At 34.8% G+C, this 15,967-nt stretch carries 11 protein-coding genes and 2 pseudogenes (1 of these 13 only partly in view); 4 read left to right on the plus strand and 9 right to left on the minus strand.

The window, feature by feature from the left end; translation table 11 throughout:
* The 3 genes and pseudogenes from ACP7BT_RS09725 to ACP7BT_RS09735 form a co-directional block, all read right to left on the minus strand.
* Positions 1 to 6,600 (minus strand): annotated as a pseudogene (locus ACP7BT_RS09725) (SdrD B-like domain-containing protein) (its annotated part extends 171 nt beyond the left edge of the window); the annotation flags it as partial.
* Between the two features lie 382 nt (positions 6,601 to 6,982).
* Positions 6,983 to 8,077 (minus strand): ABC transporter permease, encoded by a 1,095-nt coding sequence (locus tag ACP7BT_RS09730; protein WP_041080153.1) that lies wholly within the window; start codon positions 8,075 to 8,077, stop codon positions 6,983 to 6,985.
* Positions 8,074 to 8,802: an ABC transporter ATP-binding protein gene (locus ACP7BT_RS09735; protein WP_041080155.1), complete on the minus strand. Its 729-nt coding sequence runs from the start codon at positions 8,800 to 8,802 to the stop codon at positions 8,074 to 8,076. The genes ACP7BT_RS09730 and ACP7BT_RS09735 overlap by 4 nt, the downstream gene beginning before the upstream one ends.
* Before the next feature lie 139 nt (positions 8,803 to 8,941).
* On the opposite strand from ACP7BT_RS09735, the gene ACP7BT_RS09740 reads away from it, so the two are divergent.
* Positions 8,942 to 9,508 carry a TetR/AcrR family transcriptional regulator gene (locus tag ACP7BT_RS09740; protein ID WP_037537447.1) on the plus strand — a complete coding sequence of 189 codons (567 nt, stop codon included), beginning with the start codon at positions 8,942 to 8,944 and terminating at the stop codon, positions 9,506 to 9,508.
* Between the two features lie 66 nt (positions 9,509 to 9,574).
* Here the strand turns inward: ACP7BT_RS09740 and isaB are convergent, their stop codons facing one another.
* Positions 9,575 to 10,075: an immunodominant staphylococcal antigen IsaB family protein gene (gene isaB / locus ACP7BT_RS09745; protein WP_041080156.1), complete on the minus strand. Its 501-nt coding sequence runs from the start codon at positions 10,073 to 10,075 to the stop codon at positions 9,575 to 9,577.
* Between the two features lie 274 nt (positions 10,076 to 10,349).
* On the opposite strand from isaB, the gene ACP7BT_RS09750 reads away from it, so the two are divergent.
* Complete coding sequence (locus ACP7BT_RS09750; protein WP_002482076.1) at positions 10,350 to 10,481, plus strand: beta-class phenol-soluble modulin; 132 nt, start codon at positions 10,350 to 10,352, stop codon at positions 10,479 to 10,481.
* A 69-nt stretch (positions 10,482 to 10,550) separates the two neighbouring features.
* Here ACP7BT_RS09750 and ACP7BT_RS09755 read toward each other — a convergent pair whose 3' ends face one another.
* Positions 10,551 to 11,021: a peptide-methionine (S)-S-oxide reductase gene (locus ACP7BT_RS09755; RefSeq protein ID WP_041080157.1), complete on the minus strand. Its 471-nt coding sequence runs from the start codon at positions 11,019 to 11,021 to the stop codon at positions 10,551 to 10,553.
* 146 nt (positions 11,022 to 11,167) lie between these two features.
* Here ACP7BT_RS09755 and ACP7BT_RS09760 point away from each other — a divergent pair, with 146 nt between their 5' ends.
* Both ACP7BT_RS09760 and ACP7BT_RS09765 read left to right on the plus strand, forming a co-directional pair.
* Entirely contained in the window at positions 11,168 to 11,389 is a 222-nt protein-coding gene (locus ACP7BT_RS09760) for a hypothetical protein (RefSeq protein ID WP_002482074.1), read from the plus strand.
* 287 nt (positions 11,390 to 11,676) lie between these two features.
* Positions 11,677 to 12,627, plus strand: coding sequence for a rhodanese-related sulfurtransferase (locus ACP7BT_RS09765; RefSeq protein ID WP_002482073.1), 951 nt, complete (start codon positions 11,677 to 11,679; stop codon positions 12,625 to 12,627).
* Positions 12,628 to 12,673: 46 nt separating this feature from the next.
* On the opposite strand, the gene ACP7BT_RS09770 is transcribed toward ACP7BT_RS09765, so the two are convergent.
* The 4 genes and pseudogenes from ACP7BT_RS09770 to ACP7BT_RS09785 all read right to left on the minus strand — a co-directional run bounded on the left by ACP7BT_RS09770 (position 12,674) and on the right by ACP7BT_RS09785 (position 15,771).
* Positions 12,674 to 12,808 (minus strand): hypothetical protein, encoded by a 135-nt coding sequence (locus tag ACP7BT_RS09770; RefSeq protein ID WP_256106355.1) that lies wholly within the window; start codon positions 12,806 to 12,808, stop codon positions 12,674 to 12,676.
* A gap of 66 nt (positions 12,809 to 12,874) precedes the next feature.
* A pseudogene (locus tag ACP7BT_RS09775) lies at positions 12,875 to 13,450 on the minus strand (dihydrofolate reductase family protein).
* A 317-nt stretch (positions 13,451 to 13,767) separates the two neighbouring features.
* Entirely contained in the window at positions 13,768 to 14,517 is a 750-nt protein-coding gene (locus ACP7BT_RS09780; RefSeq protein WP_011302118.1) for a transglycosylase family protein, read from the minus strand.
* A 537-nt stretch (positions 14,518 to 15,054) separates the two neighbouring features.
* A complete protein-coding gene (locus tag ACP7BT_RS09785; RefSeq protein ID WP_041080160.1) occupies positions 15,055 to 15,771 on the minus strand; it encodes a transglycosylase family protein in 717 nt (238 codons plus the stop codon).
* Positions 15,772 to 15,967 lie beyond the last annotated feature (196 nt).

Raw genomic sequence — 15,967 nt, forward strand, 5'->3', positions numbered from 1 at the left:
TATTGATTCACTAGCACTTAACGACTCAGATTCGCTCAATGACTCACTCGTACTTAATGATTCACTCTCACTCAATGATTCGCTATCGCTTAATGACTCGCTCTCACTCAGTGATTCACTTTCACTTATTGACTCGCTATCGCTCAATGATTCAGACTCACTTATTGATTCACTGGCACTTAATGATTCACTCTCGCTCAATGACTCACTCTCACTTAGTGATTCACTTTCACTCAACGACTCACTTGCGCTTAACGATTCACTAGCACTTATTGACTCACTTGCACTTAATGACTCAGATTCGCTTAATGACTCACTCTCACTCAATGATTCGCTATCGCTCAACGATTCGGACTCGCTTAATGACTCACTCTCACTCAATGACTCACTTTCACTTAGTGATTCACTTTCGCTCAATGATTCACTCTCACTTATTGATTCACTAGCACTCAATGATTCGCTATCGCTTAATAATTCACTTTCGCTTAATGACTCACTCTCACTCAATGATTCGCTATCGCTTAGTGATTCGCTGGCACTCAATGATTCGCTTTCACTTATTGACTCGCTATCGCTCAATGATTCAGACTCACTTATTGACTCACTCGCGCTTAATGATTCGCTATCGCTTAATAATTCACTTTCACTCAATGACTCGCTTTCACTCAACGATTCACTTGTGCTTAACGATTCACTGGCACTCAATGATTCACTCTCGCTTAATGACTCACTTTCACTTAACGATTCACGCTCACTCAATGACTCGCTCTCACTCAATGACTCGCTGGCACTCAACGATTCGCTGGCACTCAACGATTCACTCGTACTTAATGACTCTGACTCACTCAACGATTCGCTGGCACTCAATGATTCACTCTCACTCAATGACTCGCTCTCACTCAGTGATTCACTTTCGCTTAATGACTCGCTCTCACTTAATGACTCACTTGCACTCAATGATTCGCTTAAACTCAACGATTCACTTGTGCTTAACGATTCACTGGCACTTAACGACTCAGATTCGCTTAATGACTCGCTCTCACTTAATGACTCACTGGCACTCAATGATTCGCTTAAACTCAACGATTCACTTGTGCTTAACGATTCACTGGCACTTAACGACTCAGATTCGCTTAATGACTCACTCGTACTTAATGATTCACTCTCACTTAACGATTCGCTTTCACTTAATGACTCACTTGCGCTTAATGATTCGCTTGCACTTAATGACTCACTCTCACTTAATGACTCGCTGGTACTCAATGATTCGCTCTCACTTAGTGATTCACTGGCACTTAATGATTCACTCTCGCTCAATGACTCACTCTCACTTAGTGATTCACTTTCACTCAACGACTCACTTGCGCTTAATGACTCGCTTTCGCTCAATGATTCACTGCCGCTCAATGATTCACTCTCACTTAATGACTCACTGGCACTTATTGATTCACTAGCACTTAATGATTCACTCTCACTTAACGACTCACTGGTACTTAATGACTCGCTCTCACTTAACGATTCGCTTTCACTTATTGATTCACTTGTACTAAGTGACTCGGATTCACTTAAAGACTCGCTCTCACTCAATGATTCACTCTCACTTAGTGACTCACTCTCACTTAATGACTCACTGGCACTCAATGATTCGCTCTCACTTAACGACTCGCTCTCACTTAACGACTCACTGGTACTTAATGATTCGCTCTCACTTAACGATTCGGATTCGCTTAATGATTCAGATTCACTTAGCGATTCGGATTCGCTCAATGACTCACTTGCGCTTAACGATTCACTAGCACTTATTGACTCACTTGCACTTAACGACTCACTTTCACTTAACGATTCGCTTGCGCTTATTGATTCACTGGCACTTAATGATTCACTCTCGCTCAATGACTCACTCTCACTTAGTGATTCACTTTCACTCAACGACTCACTTGCGCTTAATGACTCACTTGCGCTTAATGACTCGCTTTCGCTCAATGATTCACTCTCACTTAATGACTCACTCTCACTCAATGATTCGCTATCACTTATTGATTCACTGGCACTCAATGACTCACTTGCACTCAATGACTCACTGGCACTTAATGACTCACTCTCACTTAATGACTCACTCTCACTTAGTGACTCACTTTCGCTTAACGACTCACTTAATGACTCGCTCGCGCTTATTGATTCGGACTCACTTAATGACTCACTGGCACTCAATGATTCGCTTAAACTCAACGATTCGCTATCGCTTAACGATTCACTCTGTCTTAATGATTCGCTTGTGCTCAATGATTCGCTTGTGCTCAATGATTCACTTGTGCTCAATGATTCACTTTCACTTAACGACTCACTCGCGCTTAATGATTCAGATTCACTTAACGACTCACTCGTACTCAGTGATTCGCTTTCACTCAACGATTCGCTCTCACTCAGTAATTCACTTTCGCTCAATGATTCAGACTCACTTATTGATTCACTGGCACTTAATGATTCACTCTCGCTCAATGACTCACTCTCACTTAGTGATTCACTTTCACTCAACGACTCACTTGCGCTTAACGATTCACTAGCACTTATTGACTCACTCTCACTTAATGACTCACTTGCACTCAATGATTCGCTTAAACTCAACGATTCAGATCCACTTAACGACTCAGATTCGCTTAATGACTCACTGGCACTTAACGACTCACTGGCACTTAACGATTCGCTTGCGCTTATTGATTCACTGGCACTTAATGATTCACTCTCGCTCAATGACTCACTCTCACTTAGTGATTCACTTTCACTCAACGACTCACTTGCGCTTAATGACTCGCTTTCGCTCAATGATTCACTCTCACTTAATGACTCACTCTCACTCAATGATTCACTTTCGCTTAACGACTCACTGGCACTTAACGACTCGCTCTCACTCAAGGATTCGCTTGCGCTCAATGATTCGGACTCACTTAGAGATTCACTGGTACTTAACGACTCAGATTCGCTTAATGACTCACTGGCACTTAACGATTCGCTTGCGCTTAGTGATTCGCTTTCACTTAACGATTCGGACTCGCTCAATGACTCACTCTCACTTAACGATTCACTCGCACTTATTGACTCACTATTGCTCAACGATTCGCTGGCACTTAACGACTCACTTTCACTTAACGACTCACTCGTGCTTAATGATTCGCTTGTGCTTAATGACTCACTTTCACTTAACGATTCACTCGCACTTATTGACTCGCTTTCACTTAACGACTCGCTTTCACTTAACGACTCGCTCTCACTTAATGATTCGCTTTCGCTTAATGACTCACTCTCACTTAACAATTCACTCGCACTTATTGACTCACTTTCTCTTAATGACTCGCTGGCACTTAATGACTCGCTTTCACTTAACGACTCACTCGTACTCAATGATTCGCTTTCGCTTAACGACTCACTCTCACTTAACGATTCACTTGCGCTCAACGATTCAGATCCACTTAACGACTCACTCGTACTTAACGATTCACTCGTACTTAATGACTCGCTCTCACTCAACGATTCGCTCTCGCTTAACGACTCACTCTCACTCAATGACTCACTTTCACTTAACGACTCACTCGTGCTTAATGATTCGCTTGTGCTTAATGACTCACTGGCACTTAATGACTCGCTTTCACTTAACGACTCACTCGTGCTTAATGATTCGCTTGTGCTTAATGACTCACTTTCACTTAACGATTCACTAGCACTTATTGACTCACTTGCACTTAACGACTCACTGGCACTTAATGACTCACTCGCACTTAATGACTCGCTGGTACTCAATGATTCGCTCTCACTTAACGATTCACTCTGTCTTAACGACTCACTCGTACTCAGTGATTCGCTTTCACTCAATGACTCACTCGTACTTAACGATTCAGATTCGCTTAATGACTCACTCTCACTTAATGACTCACTTTCGCTTAATGACTCGCTTGTACTTAAGGATTCACTCTCACTTAACGATTCACTCTCACTCAATGACTCACTAGCACTCAATGATAGTGATTGGCTTAATGATTCACTTGTGCTTAAGGATAGTGACTGACTTGTTGATTCGCTTTCACTTAGCGATAGTGAATGGCTCAAACTCAATGATTGTGAAGTGCTTAGCGACTCAGATAAGCTTAGTGATTCCGAAGTTGTGTCAGAAACTAAACCAGCATCTATCGTCATATTGTCAGCATCTTTAATAGTAACGTGTGCAATGTATCTTCCATTCTCAAAAACTACATCTGAATCTTTGTCATCTACAGTGTTGTTCGCTTGTGTAGGAATATATCCTTCTGGCATTACGAATTCCACAAGATAATTACCATTTGTTAAATTATCAAAATTGTAGTGTCCTGTTATATCAGTAGTCGTTTTAGCTAAACGTATACCAGTTGGGTCAAGTAAATTCACAGTAATGCCAGCTGCAGCTGCGTTCGAATCATTCTGAACACCGTCATTATTCTTATCAAACCATACATAACCACCGAATCCACCGAATCCAGCAAGTTCTGCTCTGACAAACTGAATACTACTTGCGTGTGCTCGTGTGTCTCTTTGGTTTTTATTATTAGTAAATGTGTATTCTGATTTTAATACACCAATCCCCGAAAAATCAGGTAGCGTGTTTGGTTTACTTCTTATTATATAACCAAGTGTTCCAATATCCCCCAGGTCTACAGTTGCTGATCCATCAATATTTATAATGATTTTAGGATTTCTAACTTGCGTTAAGTTTGCATAATCTGGTGAGAAACTATCTCTGAATTGTGAGTTATTTAATACTTTATAAACCTCAATCTCATCAGGAGATGTAAATTTGAATCCTTGGCCACTTAACCTAACTTTTGATCCTGTATTAAATGCTCTATTTTGATTTATATAAGTTGTAAATTCAGCAAAGTCCTTCGTCAAATAATTTATATCTGAAATAACTGGTCTCGTTCTATTACCATAATTGAATATGACATTTTGAGTATAATCCTCTCCAGCAACTGTAATGCCTACTGGGACACTCTGTTCATCAGTAGTAACTAATTCTTTAAATGGCCAACTTAATAAACTAAAAGATCCTCTCACATTATTATAAATATCCACATAATTTGTGAAGGTATATTTCGCAGTATTCGTTGCACTATCATATGATCCAATAGCGATTGTTCTCCCATTAGCATCATGTATGTTATTTACTCGATACGGTTTTCTTGATGTACCTGGATGTATATATTTACCGAAATCAACTGTAAAGTAATCTCCTTCAACCACGGAGTCATCTACCGTATAGTCAATCTTAATTTTCAACTTACCATCCATAGTCATAAATACTTGATTGTATTTCTTACCGCCACCTAGTATTTCATATGAAGTGTTTGCAAAGACTAAATGGTTAACATTTCTACCACTCTGATTAGCTGCATAATTAACTACATTCGTTGCTCTTGTATTTGCAGATCTAAATTTACTTGTAGATGGTTTAGCTAAAGTTTTTTCAATATTCGTAGTATTCGTTTCAATACTTAAACTTTCGTTATTTGTTTCCGCACGCTTTGAAGCAGGCACATTGGCTTGTACTTTATCTTTATCCATTTGATTAGCTAGTTCAATTAATAATAATGCGATTAATTGATCTGAATTTTGTTTAGTAAAATCAATGTTTAATTTTTCAATAGCTTTTTTTGCATCACTAGCTGTAGCATTCGTATGTGTTTGGTAATAATTTTCTAATAGAGATTGCTTTTCTGTGTTATTTTTAGCATTATCTAATTGCTTTAAAGAGTGATTTACTGAGTTTATTAAATTTGAGCGGGTTGCATTATCTTCAGTTTTTTCAATAGAGGTACTACTTGAAGTGTTAACTTTATCATCTTTATTAACATTTTCATTTTTAGACTCTAAATTTGTTTCTTTGTTATTTTTATAGACGTTATCTTCTACTTTATTTTCGATACGGTGATTATGGCTTTCTAATTCATTTTTCTTTTTGCCGTTATCTTTTTCATCTTTATATGTATCTTTCTCTTTTTCTAAATCTAAGCTGCCTTCATCATTTTTTTCAGTTGTATTTTCTTTGTTTGCTTCTTCTACAGCTTTACTTTCTTCGGTTGTGCTTTCTTCGGTTGTGCTTTCTTCAGTTTTTCTGTCTTCTATTGACTCTTCTTCTGTTGATACTTCTTTACTTTCTTCTTTTACATGATTTTCAGTAGCATTTTGATTCAAATGAGTTTCATGATGATTTGACGTATCTTGCTCATTTATAGGCTTTTGGTCATACTCACTAGATTTATCGTGGATTGGTATCTCACTATGATTAGAATAGTTAGCCTCGTCATTATCATTAATTATGTTTGTTCTTTCTTCATCATGTTGTACTGAATTGGACTTGTTTGATTCGCTTTTGTAATTATTATCAGTCTGTCCATATACTTCTGATGTTGGTTGCTGTTCCGCTGCATCCGCTTCTTTATCAATTACTGCACCTAACAATATCGTTGATCCAATTAATACTGAAGCGATACCATTTGTAAATTTACGTATAGAATATTTATTTAATCGATTAGGCAAGAAATCAAATCGATGTCTTTTCTTGTTTTTGTTCATATGTTCCTCCTAATTTACTAACCTAAATTTCTAGTTGATTTTTATTGTACTTTATGTTTTTTTAGCACAATACATTTCTTATTTTACCTAATAGTACAAAATAATTCCATAATATTTTATAATTACACAAGAATATTATGCTTTAGTTTATTAAAATCAATGGAAAACCAATAACCCACAATCGCTTTCACACTGAATTTAATTGTATATGTATCATTTCTGTGAATTTTATTTCTTACCGTCAATAAATTTAATTTTGTCCCGTTTTCAAAAATTTTTGCTATAGAAAAAGCTTCTTTTTAAGTTATCACCCTAAAGTGTGTACTTAAAAAGAAGCTTTAATTGAATATAATTTAATAAATTTACCTTTTTATCGTTTGTTCTAAACTTTTCTATAACGCTTAAGACCTACAATATTAAGCACTGTAAATACGAAAATAAATACGAACAGAATACCAATATCGAACCAAATAAATTCGAACCCTTGGCTTTTGATCATAATATTGGTCAATGCATCCCCAGCATAGCGTAATGGAAACAAATAGCCTATCACACTGACCCAATCAGCAATATTTTCAAGAGGAATAATACCTGAAAAGAAAACTTGTGGTATTGCTACAATTGGAATAAATTGGATCATTTGGAATTCTGAATTTGCAAATGTTGATACGAAGATTCCCATCGCTAAAGCAGCTAATGCAATTAAAATATTGATTAATAGTACCCACCAAATACTACCTGCCACTTCAATGTTTAATATGAGAATCGCATAAAATACAATCAGTAGTGTTTGGAGAATTGCAAACAATCCATAGCCAGCTAAATAACCAAATACGATTTCACTACGTTTAACGGATGTAGCTAATAAGCGCTCTAATGTTCCATTTGTACGTTCTCGTAATAATCCAATGCCTGATATTAAAAACACAAATAAAAATACGAAGAAACCAATTAATATCGGAAACATTTTATCAAAATAAGTGCTATCTTCATCTCCATATAAATAATGATTATCTAATTTAACATTTTCATCTTGTTGTGCATTTTTTTGTTTCATATTATTCGGTATTTTTTCAACGATTTTCATCATATCTTGCATCTTATTTTGTTGTATCGCGCTACCAAGTAATTGTTTTGTTGAACCTGTTTTACTAGGATCTTCATTTGCATATGTGACCTCTAAATTAGAACCATTTTTCGTAATGTAACTATCTAATTTAGAATTTACGATTGTATCTTTTATAGAATCAGGCGATTTGATTTTTTCTATTTCTACTTTGTCTGAAGGTAATGCATTCACAATTTTTTGGGGCACATTGTCATCGATGCCTATTTTTAAATCAGTTTCTGAATTTGTATCGAATACAAAATATAATAATGTTAATACTAGGATTGGTGCAAATAACATGAGCGCCAAAGTTCTTTTGTCTCTTAATAATTCTTTAATCACTCTTATGAACACTGCTTTGAATCTCATGATTGCACCTCCGCTTCAGCTTTAATAAATACTTCTTCTATAGAATCTACGCCAAATTTATCTTTTAGTTCTTGTGGCGTACCCATAGTAAATAATCGTCCTTCTACAATTAAACCTATATAATCACAGCGCTCAGCTTCCCCCATAACATGCGTAGTCACAATAACTGATTTTCCTTTTTTAGTTAAATGTTTTAACTGCTTCCATATATCTCTTCTTAGACTTGGATCTATGCCTACTGTAGGTTCATCTAAAATAATAAGGTTTGGATTCGCAAGTAATGTAATAGCTAATGATAATCTACGTTTCATCCCACCAGAAAAAGTATTAACAATTTTGTTTAATTCTCCTTCTAAATTCACAAGTTTCATATTAGTCGCTATAGCTTGCTTTAATTTCTCTCCTTTTAAGCCGATTAAATTACCAAAAAAGACTAAATTTTCATGTGCAGTTAGTGATTCATATAATGCATCACTTTGGCCCATATAACCGATTTCATTTAAAATTTTACGATCTGGTATTTCAGTATCAAAAATTTGAGCATGACCTTCATCTAATTTCTCCATACCCATGAGACATTTAATCGTAGTTGTTTTGCCAGAACCACTTGGCCCGATAAGTCCTAATATTTTTCCAGATGATAACTCTATATCGGTATGATCTAAAACTTTCTTCTTACCATAATATTTCGTTGCATTTGTCAATTTGGCTACAAGTTCAGACATATAAGCCCTCCTTATTAGACACAGTGTCAATTATCGTTCATAATGCGATTATATACCTCTACTTTGCAAAAGCAATGGAAAAATAACCGTTAATGAACATAATAAAATATATGTCTATTAATATTTGGAGTGAGTTTGATTGAATGAAGAAATGATGACAGATTCGCGTATATTAAAAACAAAAAGAAATACCAGAAAGGCATTAATAACGCTGTTGAAGCATAAAAAGTATGATGATATTTCAGTTAAAGATATATGTGAAGTAGCTGGCATTAGTCGAGGCACTTTCTATTTACATTACAAAGACAAGTTTGATTTAGTGGAACAATATCAATTTGAAATTACAAAAGAAGGCAGCAAAAGAGTTCAAAGTTTATTACAAAGTGAACGTCATTTGTTGTATTATCATATAATTAACTTTTGGAATAATGAAGCCGAGCTTTTATTGTTGCTCATTTCGAATAATGGATCACCTGACGTTCAAAATCAACTAAAAAAAACATTACAATATAATGCGGAAAAGAATGTTTTCCCATACACAAAAAAATCCCATTTTAGTGAAAAAGAACGACACTATTTTGTAGTTTTCTTGAGTAATGCTATATTTGGTATTATTCAAGAATGGGTCAATAATGGTCAACAAGAAACCCCAGAAGAACTATCTGCCATTATCCATAAAATTATACCTGATTCTTTATTAGGTTAATAAAACATATAATAAAAGCACAATGCCATTATAAGTAGCATTGTGCTTTTTTGAATCGTCTATTATTTATTCATTTTCTGCATTAATTTGTACATCTTTCACATAACCATCTTCAACAATAAATTGAACTATGTTATCTCCCATATGATATCTATAATCAAATCCTTGAGCACTTTCAAATGGCTTTTCAATAGGTTGACCATATTGCTCAATTAAAGCTTCCTTCGATACTGCACCCTTCTTCACTTCAAAATCTACCATTGAAGCTGTTTGCTCCCCTGTCTTTGCAATGATTTGATCATATATATCAATCATCGAACTCTCTTGTTGTTCGTTTCCAGTAATATTATAACCGTTAATCACGAAGTTATTATTTTTTACGTCTTCAATAAATGATGGCTCCAATATAAAGTCATTTGCGTCAGTAGTATAACCATTTACTTGATAATCAATATTTTCTGATCCGTGTGCAATAAAAGTTGAGTTTGATGTCACGCTACTCGTTGTGCCAACCATTGCGCTCAGTGCTAATCCAGTTGCTAATGTTACCTTAACCAATTGATTCATACTCAATCACCTCCTAAATTTTATATAGCCCAATCAATTACAATATTGCATATTCTTCCAGACATTTCCACACAACATTTAAATCTTTACAAAAATTTAAAATTTTTATTTATTTATAAAAATTCCTATAAAAAAAACTATTATTACACTTAGGTATAAAAAATAGTGAGTTAGGCATTTTTACAAAATTAATTAACAAAAAGATATATATTGTGTTTAACAAATTAAAGCGCAAGTTTTAATTTAAATTTTTCAAAATAAAGAAGTGTCTCACATGACAGGAATCGTAGAAGCGATTGGTAATGCAGTAAACGCAGGATTAGCACACGACTGGGCAACAATAGGCGTTAGTATCGCAGATGTTTTAGCTAAAGGTGTAGACTTTGTTTTAGGTTTCTTTAAATAAATCACACACAAAACCCCTTTTCTAAAATTCTTACTTATGTAGGAATCATTTTGAAAAGGGGGTTGTTTTTTATTTATACTTATAAACAAGTTCTTTAGGTAAGTGACAATAATCATCTGGAAATCTTGATAAGCGATCCTGGTTTTCTTCTGCACTTCTTACATAATTCGTTAGTGGTAATACTTCAGTAGCAATAAGGTGATGGTCCTCAATACCATCTATGAATTGTTGAGCCTCTTTTAAATGTTTCTCATCTTCGCTGTATAATCCAGTTCTATATCTTAAGCCCACATCTTGACCTTGTTTATTCACACTATATGGGTCAATAATTTCAAATAAATAACCCATCAAATCTGTTACTGATACTTTTTGTGGGTCGAATTCTGTTTTAATTACTTCCACGTAACCATCATATTCACCGTCTAACGTATCCGTAATACCGTTAGCTCTTCCACCTTCAGTATTGATAACGCCGGGTAACGTTTTTACAAATGCTTGTACGCCCCATAAACATCCACCTGCTAAATATACTGTTTCCATTGCAATCCGCTCCTCATGATATTCATTATCATTTGAGTATAGTAATTTACCGTTACTTTTTCAATCACTTCTATTTAATTCAGCATCACACAATATGATTGACTGTTTTTAAAAAGGGAAAATAAATTTATATAAGGAGGAATTCTATGCCTAAAGTAGAAGAAAGAATGTTAGAAGATATTGAAAATAAAGAAACAAGATCTGAAAGTAATTTGAGTTCAGAAAAAGAAATGCAACAAAATGCTTTTGAGAGACTCGGCAAAGATGTCGTTATTATCGAAACATTATCTATCATGAACATTATTTTCGCCATCAGCACAATCAGCTTAATTGGTGCATTAATATTTACAAATAAAAAGAAATCATAATAGATATTAACTTGCTCTCTTCAAGATTTACTTGTAGAGAGCATTTTTTATTACATTAATCAAAAATCTTTACTTAATATAATAAAAATAATGAAGATACTTAAATTAATAAATTGAATAATATCCCTTTTTTGTTATAATGTAATAATGATAATTTTATGCTTTCGCTCAAAAAATAAATAAACCTTATTAAATTGAAGATACTCACATACTTTATATTAGCGAAAAAATGATACCAACATTTTATATAAATTTATAAGAACAAGAAATAAAAGGAGATTAGTATTATGGATTATAGAGTATTATTATATTACAAATATACAACAATCGATGACCCTGAATTATTTGCAACTGAGCATTTAGCATTTTGTAAAGACTTAGAACTTAAAGGTCGTATCCTCGTATCTACTGAAGGTATTAATGGGACAGTTTCTGGTACAGTCGAAGCTACCGATAAATATATGGAAGCATTAAAAAACGATGCTAGATTCCAAGGGATTACTTTTAAAGTGGATGAAGCCGAAGGACACGCTTTCAAAAAAATGCATGTTCGCCCTAGACAAGAAATCGTTGCTCTAGACCTTGAAGATGATGTAAACCCTAGAGAACTTACTGGTAACTATTTGTCACCAAAAGAATTTAGAGAAGCATTATTATCAGATGATACTGTTGTGATTGATGCTAGAAACGATTATGAATACGATTTAGGCCACTTCCGTGGTGCAGTTCGTCCTGATATCACAAGATTCAGAGATTTACCTGACTGGATTAAAGAAAATAAAGAGCAATTTATGGATAAAAAAATTGTAACGTATTGTACTGGTGGTATTCGTTGTGAAAAATTCTCTGGTTACTTACTAAAAGAAGGCTTTGAAGATGTGAGTCAACTTGAAGGCGGCATTGCTACTTACGGTAAAGACCCTGAAACAAAAGGTGAATTCTGGGACGGAAAAATGTACGTATTCGATGAACGTATCAGTGTAGAAGTGAATCATGTAGATAAAACTGTAGTAGGAAAAGAATGGTTCGATGGTACGCCTTGTGAACGTTATATCAATTGTAGTAACCCTGAATGTAACAAACAAATCCTTGTATCAGAAGAAAACGAAGCGCGTTATTTAGGCGCTTGCTCACATGAGTGTGCAAAACACGAAAATAACCGTTATGTAAAAAAACATAACATTAGCGATGAAGAAAAAGCGAAACGCTTAGAAAATTTTAAAGAATTAGTTAAATAACTATAAAAGAACCGCTGCTATATTGAATAGCAACGGTTCTTTTTATTTAATGGAATATATTCAAATCTTTCAATGTATTTTTCAGATTGATTTCATCCCATGGCATGTACTCTGCTACAGTAAAGCCTACAATATCATTATTTTCTGAAATGCCTTTTAGTATGTCATTTAAATGCGACAAGGACATTTGTCCAGCTACTGCTGAGAACGATTCAATATATAGGTTAACGATTTACTCTCTTTTCATTTAATTTAAAACTTGATAATTTAATCCTAACGCACCGGATTCAAATGTCTCGCTCTTTATTAGTTTGAGATCGACTTTATCATGAATATTTTGAAATAACGGTAATCCTTTACCTATTAAAGTAGGCGATATTGTTATTTTATATTCATCCACTAAATTAAGTTGCATTAAATAATGTGCAAATCTTGGACTGCCTAACACGACAATATCTCCGCCTTCTTGCTATTTTAATTTATTAATTTCTTCTTCAACATGATCTTTCACCAATTTTGAGTTACTCCATTCTACATGATTCAATGCTTTTGAAAATACAACTTTTTCAACATTTTCAATCCATTGAGCATGATTCAATTCGTGCTCATTTGCATTTTCATCAGATGGTACCGTCGGCCAGTAATCATACATCATTTCATATGTCTTACGTCCCCAAACAATCGTATCTGTATTACTCAGTACATCATCCGCAAATTTTTCCAATTCTTCATTATAGGCAACCCAACCGATGTCCATTGCACCTTTAGGACCCTCTACAAAACCATCTAGCGTACTATGCAAAAATACTATAAGTTTTCTCATATTCATCATCACTCCCTAATTTGAATTATTATAGCTAAATGTAACCAAGTATTACCACATCATTACCCATTTGCATATTTAATCATTCAAAGATATGCCATTAAAAACATTAAAGTAAAATCCAAGCTGCTTAGTACTATTGTCATCTTATTTCTTACTCAATTGAATGAACAAATTCAAAAATCCATATCCTACCTAAAAATTAAAACCAACAATTAACTATACAAAAAACCCGACTTCTTTATTAAGAAGCCGGGACCAAATTTATCATGTTAATTTAATTTTTATACTTTATTTTTAAAATTATGACTTACAGTTTATGCAGTAACCCATTGTGAAGCGCCTTCTGTATCATAAAGTTTTTGCGCTGCAGCATCTTGTACTGATTCTGGTGCTGAAGCAGCTGGTTGACCTTGATACTCAGCTGGAGCTACTGAATCCCATGTACTTTGTAAGAATTGGAACTTACCAGAAGCACCTGATGATGGATTTGTAGCATGGATGTCGCCACCTGATTCACGTTGCGCGATTTGTTGTAAGTGCGCATTAACACCTGATGATGAACTTTCTGAAGCTTCACTTGAACTTGATTCGTTTGAACTAGATTCATTTGAGCTTGATGCAGATTGTGTTGTTGCCTCTTGTTGTGGTTGTTGTGTTGCTTCAGTTTGTGGTGCAGCTTCTTGTGCTGGTTGTTCAGTTGAAGCTTGCTCAGTTTGTTGTGGTTGTTCTACTTGTTGTGGTTGCTCAGCAGTTTGTTGTGAACTATTGTCTGTAGCTTGTTCTGATGAAGCATTAGATCCTTCGCCTGAACCTTCACCATAGCTCCAGCTAAAGTTTTCACCATCTGATTGGAAACTATAATCTGTATTATTATAGTTAAAGTTGATATTATAAGCACCATCTTGAATAGGCGCCGCGTTTAATGATTCTGGATTTGATTGCGCTTGTTGTGCTAATTGTGCTTTGTCAACGCCTTGTTCTGAAGCGTCTGCTGAATTTCCTGCTGCGATTCCTGTTACGCCAAGTCCTACTGCTAATGTTGATGCAATTACTGTTTTTTTCATTATTAATAATCCTCCTAAGAGATTGTTTGTATTTTTAAAATTTAATAAATTAGCTTGTAATTTCAACCGTCAATAAATAAGTTTACTTTTTACAACTAATTTGTATTTCCTACTATAACACCTATAAAAAGCTTGTAGGTTACAGTGAAGTTAAAAAAACAAGCTCTTTTTTACATCCTAATTACGTTATATATTACACTCAAATCAGGAATTTCTACCTAAAAATCCTTTCATGTACACCTTGTAGTGTATTTATACACTTTTGTGGATGTAATCGCTTTGTAATTAGTGTGAAAAAAGATGTCTATTTGCACTCCAGAAAACATTAACATTGCTTACTATATATATTTAAAAACATTCAAATTAACTACTTTACTAAATGCGTTTTAAACAGCACATTTGCGTTTTGCGCAACAAAATTTATCTCAAAAGAATTCTATTGACTGACCAACCTGATATACTTATAAATAAAAAAGCTGAGACATATATGTCTCAGCTTTAAATATTTATCTTAAATTCATTACTACACTTAATTTTTTATGCAGTAACCCATTGTGAAGCGCCTTCTGTATCATAAAGTTTTTGCGCTGCTGCGTCTTGTACTGCTTCAGGTGCTTCTGTTGGTGATACACCTTGATATTCAGATGGTGCTACTGAATCCCATGTGCTTTGTAAGAATTGATATTTACCTGCTGCACCTGATGATGGGTTAACAGCTTTAAGGTCGCCGCCTGATTCACGTTGCGCGATTGCTTGTAAATGAGAGTTAACATTTACTGATGAACCTTCTGAAGCTTCACTTGAACTAGACTCATTTGAAGTTGATTCATTTGAGCTTGAAGTAGTTTGTGTAGTTGCTTCTTGTTGTGGTTGTTGTGTTTCTTCAGTTTGTGGTGCAGCTTCTTGTGCTGGTTGTTCAGTTGAAGCTTGCTCAGTTTGTTGTGGTTGTTCAACTTGTTGTGGTTGCTCAGCAGTTTCTTGTGCTGGTGCATTAGTTGAACCTTGTCCATAGCTCCAAGTCCAATATTGACCATCTGATTGGAAACTATAGTCAGTATTATTATAGTTAAAGTTAATGTCGTAAGCACCGTCTTGAACTGGTGCTGCATTTAATGATTCTGAATTACTTTGAGCTTGTTGTGCTAATTGTGCTTTGTCAACGCCTTGTTCTGAAGCGTCTGCTGAATTTCCTGCTGCGATTCCTGTTACGCCAAGTCCTACTGCTAATGTTGATGCTACTACTGTTTTTTTCATTATTAATAATCCTCCCAGAAGATAATTTTTAGATTTTATTATTTTTAAGATTTAATGTTGAATTTCAAATACCTTAAATAGATAATTTACTTTTTCAACTGACTCACAAATAACACTATAACATCCATACATAGCATGTAGGTTAAAACGAAATTAAAATACCCCCTTACTTTTTTACATCCTAATGACACGCGCC

The sequence above is a fragment of the Staphylococcus sp. Y174-1 genome (genome assembly GCF_049897865.1).
Taxonomy (GTDB): domain Bacteria; phylum Bacillota; class Bacilli; order Staphylococcales; family Staphylococcaceae; genus Staphylococcus; species Staphylococcus saprophyticus.